The sequence below is a fragment of the Methylobacterium sp. 001424705 genome, assembly GCF_059816145.1.
This window is the reverse complement of sequence record NZ_JCBANU010000024.1, coordinates 86,614-95,363: the sequence shown is the minus strand read 5'-3', so window position 1 is coordinate 95,363 and position 8,750 is coordinate 86,614. Positions and strand designations below refer to the sequence as shown.

Here is an 8,750-nt window from a genome sequence, read left to right as displayed (position 1 = left end):
ACTTCCCCACCCAGCAGTACGGCCAGACCTCGGGCGGAAACCGCTGCTGATCGCACACCCCAACCCGACCGGACACCTCGAGGAGACCCCCATGCTGCTGAAAGGCTTCTCCTACGCCATGATCGCCGCCTTCGCCGGCGGACTCGTCTTCACCCTCGTCGGCTCGGCCCAGACCTTCCTCAACCTCTGAGCCGTTCCCGACCGACAAGATCTCACACCGACCCGCCCGGCCTCCGCCGTGGCGGGTCGCGCCATGCGCGCCTGGGGGCGACCATGCCCGACCCCCTCGTCGCTCTCCCGATGCCGCCCGCCCGGGAACACAACGACCGCCGGGACGTCACATCCGGTCACAGCGGGACCGGAACGGGCAACACAGAGCGATGGCGCACAGGGCGGAACAAGACGGCGGCCAAGATGAGGGACAAGACGAGGCGGGCACCGCGAAGGACCTGCATCCGCGCAAGTTCGACCTGCTCAACCTCACCCTGGTCGACGTGAATGGCGGGCTGCGGCCCTATCTCAACGTCTTCCTGCTGGTGCACCGCGAATGGAGCGCGACCACGGTCGGCCTCGTGACGACCCTGGCGGGGCTCGTCGGCGTCGGCCTGCAGGCCCCCCTCGGGGCCGTCATCGACCGCGCGCGCGACAAGCGCTGGGCCATCGTGGCCGCTCTGATGGCGGCCTCCGCCGGGGCGGTGGTCATTGCGCTCTGGCCGCAATTCTGGCCGGTGCTCCTCGCCTTCACGGTCCTGACCGCGGCGGGCAGCAGCTTCACCCCGACCATCGCGGGCCTCACCCTCGGCATCTTCCCGAAGGCGCGCCTGTCGCGCCGGATGGGCCGCAACAGCGCCTGGTACCGGGCCGGCAACGTCGTCATCGCCGTCCTGATCGCGCTGGTCGGTTACGGCTTTCCCGACCGGGCGGTGTTCTTCCTCGTGCCGGCCCTGTCGTTCGCGGCCGCCGCGGCGGTCCTGTCAATTCCCCGGGACATCGTCGGGCGGGAGCTCGCCGAGGGGGTGAAGCCGAAGCCGCGCTCGGGGGCCGCCTTCAAGGTGCTCCTCGGCAATCGCCCGCTCCTCGTCTTCGCCGCCGCGATCTTCCTGTTCCAGCTCGCCAACGGGCCGATGGCTTCCCTGGTCGCGCAGAAGATCTCCCTGGCCCACGAGACCTGGTCGGCCGCCATCACCTCGACGACCATCGTGGCGGCGCAGGCGGTGATGCTGCCCATGGCCATCCTGGTCGGGCGCTTCGCCGACGGCTGGGGCCGGAAACCGATCCTCCTGTTCGCCTTCGCGATGCTGCCGGTGCGCGCGCTGCTCTACACCCTGTCGGACGACGCGATCTGGCTCTTCGCGGTGCAGGGCCTGGAGGGCGTCAGTACCGGCCTCTACAGCGCCATCAAGCCCCTGGTGATCGCCGACCTCATGGAGGACAAGGCCCGCTACAACCTCGCCTCGGGGGTGATCGCCACGGTCCAGGGCGTCGCCATCGCCTTCTCGAACGTGCTGGCCGGGAGCATCGTCGATTGGAGCGGCTTCACGGCGGCGTTCCTCGTCTCGGCGGCCATCGGCATCGGTTCGGCGCTCCTCCTCACGCGCATGCCGGAGCCTTCGGCGGAGCGGGCCTGAGAAGGTTCCGGCCGCCGCAGGCGATGCGCAGGCCCACGGGACCCGATCCCCGGAGCCGCCGCGTCAGTACGCCCCGGGTCCTGTGGCGAGGCCCGCGAGGGTGAAGAGGTCGACGGAGAGCTTGGCGCCGACGACGAGGGCATCGGGGATGTTCTTTGGGTAGGCGGGGAAGCGGGTCTGGTCGGGGTTGATGATGTACTGGAGGTTGGGGGTGAGGCGGACGGCGGGGGTGACCTGGATGCCGTAGTTGAGCTCCATCATGATCTGCTGGCGGGGCAGGGCGCGGTCGAGGCCGAGGGTGCCCTGGACGGCGGCGATGTTGGACAGGGCCAGGGGCGAGAAGCGCTGGGTGTTGACGACGAAGCCCAGGGTGTCGAAGGGCCGGCCCGCGAAGGTGCCGGTCTGGAGGGCGCCGATCTCGAGGAAGTAGTCCTCGACGAGGCGCCCGGAGGTGCCCGCCATGGCCACGCCGAACAGGGTCAGGCCCTGGACGGCGCCGGGATCGGGGCGCCAGACCATCTGGTCGAAGCGCGCATAGACGCCCGAGCGTCCGAAGCGGGTGGCGGGGGCCAGGCCGGTGAGGACGGCGCGCTGGCCGGTGATGTCGCGCACGGGGTCGGCGTAGTCGGAGGCGTCGTACCATCCGCCGATGCCGTAGTTGCGGGGCAGGGGGTCGTTGGCGAAGGTGGTGGAGTAGCCGAGCTCGAAGGGCAGGACCGCGCCGGTGGCGCCGCGGGTGGAGAGGTCGAGGCCGTTGTCGCCGGGCTGCTGGTGGCGGGGATTGACCTCGTAGACGCCGGCATGGACGAAGATGCGGTCGGTGAGCCAGGCCTTGGCGTGGGCCCCCCAGCTGGAGACGGGCCAGAAGGTGAAGTTCGAGGTCTTGAAGACGAAGGTCGGGTTTCCGCAGGCGGAATTGGACTGGAAGTTGCAGTAGAGCGGCGAGTTGAGGAAGGCGATGTTGGCCACGAGGCGGCCGAACTCGACCACGAGGCGGTCGTCGAAGAGCTTCTGCTCGTAGCTGAGCAGGGTGAGGCGGGTGGTCTGGCCGCCGCCGTAGATCTCCTGGACGGAGGTGTTGTTGCCGATGAAGTCGCCCGCGAGGTTGTCGCCGTGGCGGTTGGTGACGGCGACGTGGAGGGCGCCTCCGGCGAGGCCGGCGATGCGGTCGAGGTCGGCATCGATGCCGAAGAACAGCTGCCCGGCATAGGCGCGGCCCTGGCGGATGCCGCCGATGGGGTTGGCGGCGGCCTGGCCGGTGTAGTTGGCGCTGAGGGTGAGGCCGTGGCCGAGATCGAACACGCCGGTGGGCAGGGTGGCGGGCGTCGCGCTCTGGCCCAGGGTGTCCGCCGCCCCGGCCGCGCTCTGCGCTCCGGTGATGTCCTGGCCGTCGGGACGGGGCGGCAATCGGCCCGGAGAGCGCAGCGCCGGGCGCTGAGCCGTGTCGGGAACGCCGAACCCGGCGGCGGCCGCATCCTGCGCCTGTGCCTGCGGTCCGAGCGTCAGCGTTACCAGTCCCAGGCCGATGGCAGCCGTCTTCAATCCCGTGCCCATCTGTCGTCCCCTCATGGTCCGTGGTGTTCGCGTGGCCGGTCTTGGTGCCGGGTTGGGTGGTCGTAGTCCGATCGTTCGCAGCCCCGGCGCGGGTTCCTCCCCCACGGAGGGGGGACGGCCGGGCTCAGGCGGCGCGCGTCTTGAGCAGGCCGACGAGCAGCCCGGTGACGAAGGTGCCGACCACCAGGGCGATCAGGGCGCCGGGGACGTTGGTCACCGCGTTGGGGATCGGCAGGACGAAGAGGCCGCCATGGGGCACCTTCAGTTCGACCCCGAGGCTGAGCGCCACGGCGCCGGCCAGCGCCGAGCCCGCCACCATCGCGGGGATCACCCGCAGGGGATCGGCCGCCGCGAAGGGAATCGCCCCCTCGGTGATGAAGGCCGCGCCGAGCACCGCGGCCGCGCCGCCGGCCTCGCGCTCGGCCTGCGAGAAGCGTCCGGGGAACAGGCGGGTGGCGAGCGCGATCCCCAGGGGGGGCGTCATCCCGCCGATCATCACGGCGGCCATGGGCGCGGTGATGCCCGATGCGATCAGCGCGGCGGCGGAGGCATAGGCGGCCTTGTTGACCGGGCCGCCCATATCCACCGCCATCATGCCGCCGAGCACCAGACCGAGCACGACGGCGCTCGCCCCCTCCATGCTGCGCAGCCAGTCCGTGAGCGCCGCCAGGATCGCCGCCACGGGCACGCCGACGACGTAGACCATGAGCAGGCCGGTGACGGCGCTGGCCAGCAGCGGCAGGATCAGGACCGGCTTCAGGCCCTCCAGGTTCCGGTGCAGGCGGATGTGCCGATTGAGGAAGGCGGTGGTGGTGCCGGCGATGAAGCCCGCCGCGATGCCGCCGAGGAAGCCGGCCTGCAGGTTGGCGGCGAGCATGCCGCCGATCATCCCCGGCGCGATGCCGGGCCGGTCGGCGATGGAGAAGGCGATGTAGCCGGCCAGCACCGGAACGATCAGCGCGAAGGCCGCCTTGGCGCCGATCTCCCCCAGGGCGAAGCCCAGGGTGCCGGCGTGGTCGGGCTTCATCGCGTCGATGCCGCCGACGGCGAAGGCCAGGGCGATGAGCAGGCCGCCCGCCACCACGAAGGGCAGCATGAACGAGACGCCGGTCATCAGGTGCTTGTAGGCGCCCGCTTTCTTCTCCTCCGCCGCCTGACGGGCCGACCCGTCCGCCGCGGTGGTCCCCGCGTCGGGCTGGCGCTGCGCCTCGGCGAAGGCCGTGGCCAGCAAGCCCTTGCCGTCGCGGATCGCCGCCTTGGTGTTGGTGGCGTAGAGCCGCTTGCCGGCGAAGCGCGTCCGGTCGACCCCGGTATCGGCGGCGATCAGCACGAGGTCGGCCGCCGCGATCTCCTCGGCGGTCAGGGCGTCGCGGGCGCCCACCGACCCCTGCGTCTCGACCCGGACGGCGTAGCCGAGGGCCTCGGCCGCCGCCTGGATGCCCTCGGCCGCCATGAAGGTATGGGCGATGCCGGTGGGGCAGGAGGTGATGGCGACGATCCGCCGGCGTCCGCTCGGCGCCCCGTCCGTCGCCGCGGCCGCCTCGCCCGCCCCCCCGAGGAACCGGTCGAGCACCGCGTGGGCGTCGGTGAGCACGTCCTCGATGCGGATCCGGGCCCGGCGCATGGCCCCGAAGCGCCCCTCGTCGAGGTCGCCCTCGCCCACCAGCAGCACCGCGTCGGCCCGGGCGATGGCGCCGGCGCTCAGGGCGGTGCCGGGCACGCCCTTGCCGCGCAGTTCCAGGTCCAGGGGCTGGTTGCGCCGGCCCGCCGCCTCGCGCAGGGCCTCGCCGGCCAGCACCGCGTGCAGGCCGAGATCCCCACCGCCCACCACTGCGAGCACCTGCGTCATGGCTTCCTCCCCATGGTTTCCTCACCTTGCGGCGCGTCCCGGCCCGCCGGTGCGTCGTCGTGCTGCGTCGAAGGTCCGTGCCTCAGGCCGAGGCCGTGAGGGGCTCCACCCGTACCGCCGCGGCGAGGGCCAGGACCGTGTCGCGGGCGGGCAGGTTGGCGCCCGCTAGCCCGAGCTTGCCGGCCGCGAAGGCCAGGGCGAGCCGGGCGGTGGCGGTCCGGTCCAGGCCCGCCTGCAGGCCCGCCACGAGGCCGGCCACGAGGGCGTCGCCCGCCCCCACCGTGCTGGTCACCCGGGTCGCGGGCGGATGGGCCAGGTCCGTGCCGTCGGCGCTGGCGAACAGCGCCCCCTCGGCACCGAGCGAGACCACCACCAGGGGGATGCCGCGGGCCACCAGGCCCTGGGCCGCCGCCGCCACCCCGGCCAGATCCGGCAGGGACCGCCCGGCCCACTCCTCGAGCTCGTGTCGGTTGGGCTTGACCGCGAAGGGCAGGGCCGCGGCCGGGGCGGCCAGGGCCGCCGCCAGGGCGGGGCCGGAGGCGTCGAGGACGAGGCGGGCGCCCAGCGGCCGCAGCTCGGCGGCGATCTCCGCGTAGATCGTCGGGGCCACGCCGCCCGGCAGGCTGCCGGCCAGCATCACCAGGGTGCCGGGCTCCACGGCCTCGCGCAGCATCGCCCGGACGGCGGCGAGGCTGCCGGCCTCGACGGCGAGGCCCGGCAGGTTGATGTCGGTGGTGTCGCCGCCGGTGCCGTCGACCAGCTTCAGGTTGGTCCGGGTCTCGCCCGGGATCCGGACGAAGCGATCCGCGATGCCCTTGGCCGCGAGCAGGGCCTCGAACGGCCCGGCATTGTCCTGGCCGAGCAGGCCGGCGGCGGCCACCGGCACGCCCCAGTCGGCGAGGCAGGCGGCGACGTTGACGCCCTTGCCGCCCGCATCCGACCGGGTGCTGCGCGCCCGGTGGACGTGGCCGGGCCGGAGGACGTCGAGGATCACGGTCCGGTCGAGGGCCGGGTTGAGGGTGAGGGTGACCACGCGGGTCATGCGGGCTCTCCGTCGAGGAGGACGGCCAGGGCCCGGACTGCGGCCGCGTCCTCCTGGGCGCAGGCCCGGGCGGCCAGGGCCCGCAGCGCGCCCATCTCGCTCGCCCGCAGGCGCGCCTTCACGGAGGCCACGTCGCGCGGGGTCATCGACAATTCGTCAACCCCGAGGCCGGCGAGCAGGCAGGCGCCGAACGGATCGCCGGCGATGCCGCCGCAGACGCCGACCCAACGCTTGTGCCGGGCGGCGCCCTCGCAGGTCAGGTGGATCAGGCGCAGCACCGCCGGATGCAGGGAATCGGCCTCCGGCGCGAGTTCGGTGTTCTGGCGGTCGATGGCCAGGGCGTACTGCGTCAGGTCGTTGGTGCCGATCGAGAAGAAATCGCAGTGCCGGGCCAGGGCGTCGGCCTGGATCGCGGCGGCCGGCACCTCGATCATGATGCCGAGCGGCAGTTCCGGCGCGTCGAGTTCGGCCCGGATGCGGTCGCAATGGGCCCGGAGCGCGAGCACCTCCGGCACCGAGGTGATCATCGGGAACATGATCGACAGGGGGGCCCCCTTGCCGGTGGCCGCATCGGCGGGAATTCCATCCCTCGCCGCCCGGTAGAGGGCCCGCAACTGCGGCTCCATCAGGTCGGGCCGGCGCAGGAGCAGCCGGGCGCCGCGCACGCCCAGGAAGGGGTTCTCCTCCCGGGGCAGATGCAGGTGGGCCACCTGCTTGTCGCCGCCGATGTCGAGGGCGCGCACGATGAGGGGACGGCCGGCGAGGGCGTCCAGCATCGCCCGGTAGGTGGCGTACTGGTCGTCCTCGGTGGGCGTGTCGCCACGCTCGAGGAACAGGAACTCGGTTCGCATCAGGCCCACGCCCTCCGCGCCCTGGTCCAGGGCGAAGGGCACCTGCTCGGGATTGTTGACGTTGGCCCCGATGGTGACCGCGTGCCCGTCCCGGGTGCGGGCGGGCAGGGCGCGCGCGCGGGCCTCCTCCTCGGCCTTGGCGCGCTGGCGCGCGCTCCAGTCCCGGGCGGAGGCGAGGTCGGCGGCGCTCGGATCGAGGTAGAGCCGGCCGGTGCCGCCGTCGAGGATCGCGGGGGTGTGGTTCTCCAGGGCGAGCAGGGCGGGGCCGCCCGCCACCAGGGCGGGAATGCCGAGGGTGCGGGCGAGGATCGCGGTGTGCGAGGTCGGGCCGCCCTGGGCCGTGGCGAGGCCGATGACCCGGGTGGGGTCGAGCCCGGCGGTGTCGGACGGGGCGAGATCGGGGGCGATGAGGATGCAGGGTACGTCCGGCAGGTCGTGGCCGCTCTTGAGCGACGGGTCGATCTGCGCCAGCACCCGCCGGCCGACGTCGCGCAGGTCCGCCGCGCGGGCGGCCAGCACGGGATTGCCCAGGGCCGAGAGCCGGCCGGCCATCCGCTCCACCGCCTGGTTCCAGGCGAAGGCGACCCCGTGGCCCTCCACCATCAGCTGGCAAGCCAGGGTGATCAGGTCCGTGTCCGCGATGAGCTCGCCCTGGGCCCGGAAGATGCCCGCATCGGTCTTGCCGAGGCGGCGTTCGGTGTCATCCGCCAGCGCCCGGAGCTGGCCCTCGGTGGCGGCGAGGGCGGCGTGCAGGCGGTCGCCGCCCGACGTCAGGGGCTCGGGCTCGTCCCGGACCGTGACCTCCGTCTGGCTCAGCACGTGGATGGGGCCGATGGTGAGGCCGGGGCTCGCGCCGAGGCCCGCCAGCACCCGCGGCGCATCGGCGGGATTCCAGCCGGCCACCGGGCCGGCCGCCCGGGCGGCGGCGTCCGCCGCGGCCTTGGCGGCGGCCTTCTCCCCCGCGCTCAGGCCCGTCACCGCCGCGCAGATCCGGGCGAGGGCGCCGGCCTCGTCGTCGCCCTCCGCCGAGATCGTCACCCCGTCGCCGCAGCGCAGGCCGAGCTGGAGCAGGGCGATCAGATTCTTGGCGTCGGCCACCTCGGCGCCGTGGCGTACCTGGATCCGGGCGGGACAGGCGCGGGCCGTCTCGACCCAGTGGGCGGCCGGGCGGGCGTGGAGGCCGGTGGGATAGTCGACGGTCCAGTCGAAGCGCTGCCTGAGGTCGCCGGCCGGGCCGGCCGCGCCGGGGGCGGGCGCGTCCTCGGTGAGGGCCGCGGCGATGTCCTCCTTGCGGGTGGTGGTGCGCAGGGCGGCGAGGCGCGCCTCGTCCTGGATGAGCCGGGTGAGGCGGCGCAGGATGGTGATGTGGGTGTCCGACTGCGCCGCGATGGCGACCACCAGGTGGGCGACTTGGCCGTCGTGCCATTCGATCCCGCCCGGAACCTGCAGGACCGCCAGCCCGCTGGCGCGGACGTGGTGACGGTCGTCGACCATGCCGTGCGGGATGACCACACCGTGGCCCAGATAGGTGTTCGCCACGCCCTCGCGCCGCAGCATGCTGGCCTCGTAGGGCGCATCGATGCAGCCGGACGCGACGAGGAGCTGGGCCGCCGCGCGGATCGCCGCCTCCTTGCTGGCCGGGGCCGCGCCCAGCTGGATCAGCAGGCGCGGAGGTAGGATCGGCGTCGGCGCGAGCATGGCGTGCTCCTCCCGGAAAAACGGTTGTTGAAATGCTCGTTGGCACTATGAAAACGTTTTCACAATCGGTGTCAACGCGATTCGGCGCAATAATGCCGTATCACCGCTTGCCGATGGTGGGACGGGAT

General features: G+C 73.2%; 6 protein-coding genes. 2 read left to right on the top strand and 4 right to left on the bottom strand.

From position 1 onward, the window contains the following. The coding region (locus AC6EUL_RS17840; RefSeq protein WP_499871684.1) for a hypothetical protein at positions 1-190 on the top strand (190 nt) is incomplete at its 5' end. A gap of 190 nt (positions 191-380) precedes the next feature. Continuing rightward, positions 381-1,628: an MFS transporter gene (locus tag AC6EUL_RS17835; protein ID WP_499871681.1), complete on the top strand. Its 1,248-nt coding sequence runs from the start codon at positions 381-383 to the stop codon at positions 1,626-1,628. Positions 1,629-1,691: 63 nt separating this feature from the next. Here the strand turns inward: AC6EUL_RS17835 and AC6EUL_RS17830 are convergent, their stop codons facing one another. The 4 genes from AC6EUL_RS17830 to ptsP all read right to left on the bottom strand — a co-directional run bounded on the left by AC6EUL_RS17830 (position 1,692) and on the right by ptsP (position 8,622). Beyond that, positions 1,692-3,197 (bottom strand): carbohydrate porin, encoded by a 1,506-nt coding sequence (locus AC6EUL_RS17830; protein ID WP_499871678.1) that lies wholly within the window; start codon positions 3,195-3,197, stop codon positions 1,692-1,694. 109 nt (positions 3,198-3,306) lie between these two features. Continuing rightward, positions 3,307-5,031 (bottom strand): fructose-specific PTS transporter subunit EIIC, encoded by a 1,725-nt coding sequence (locus tag AC6EUL_RS17825; protein WP_499871676.1) that lies wholly within the window; start codon positions 5,029-5,031, stop codon positions 3,307-3,309. 82 nt (positions 5,032-5,113) lie between these two features. Further along, a complete protein-coding gene (pfkB, locus tag AC6EUL_RS17820; protein ID WP_499871674.1) occupies positions 5,114-6,073 on the bottom strand; it encodes a 1-phosphofructokinase in 960 nt (319 codons plus the stop codon). Next, a complete protein-coding gene (gene ptsP, locus AC6EUL_RS17815) occupies positions 6,070-8,622 on the bottom strand; it encodes a phosphoenolpyruvate--protein phosphotransferase (protein WP_499871672.1) in 2,553 nt (850 codons plus the stop codon). The genes pfkB and ptsP overlap by 4 nt, the downstream gene beginning before the upstream one ends. Positions 8,623-8,750: the final 128 nt, after the last annotated feature.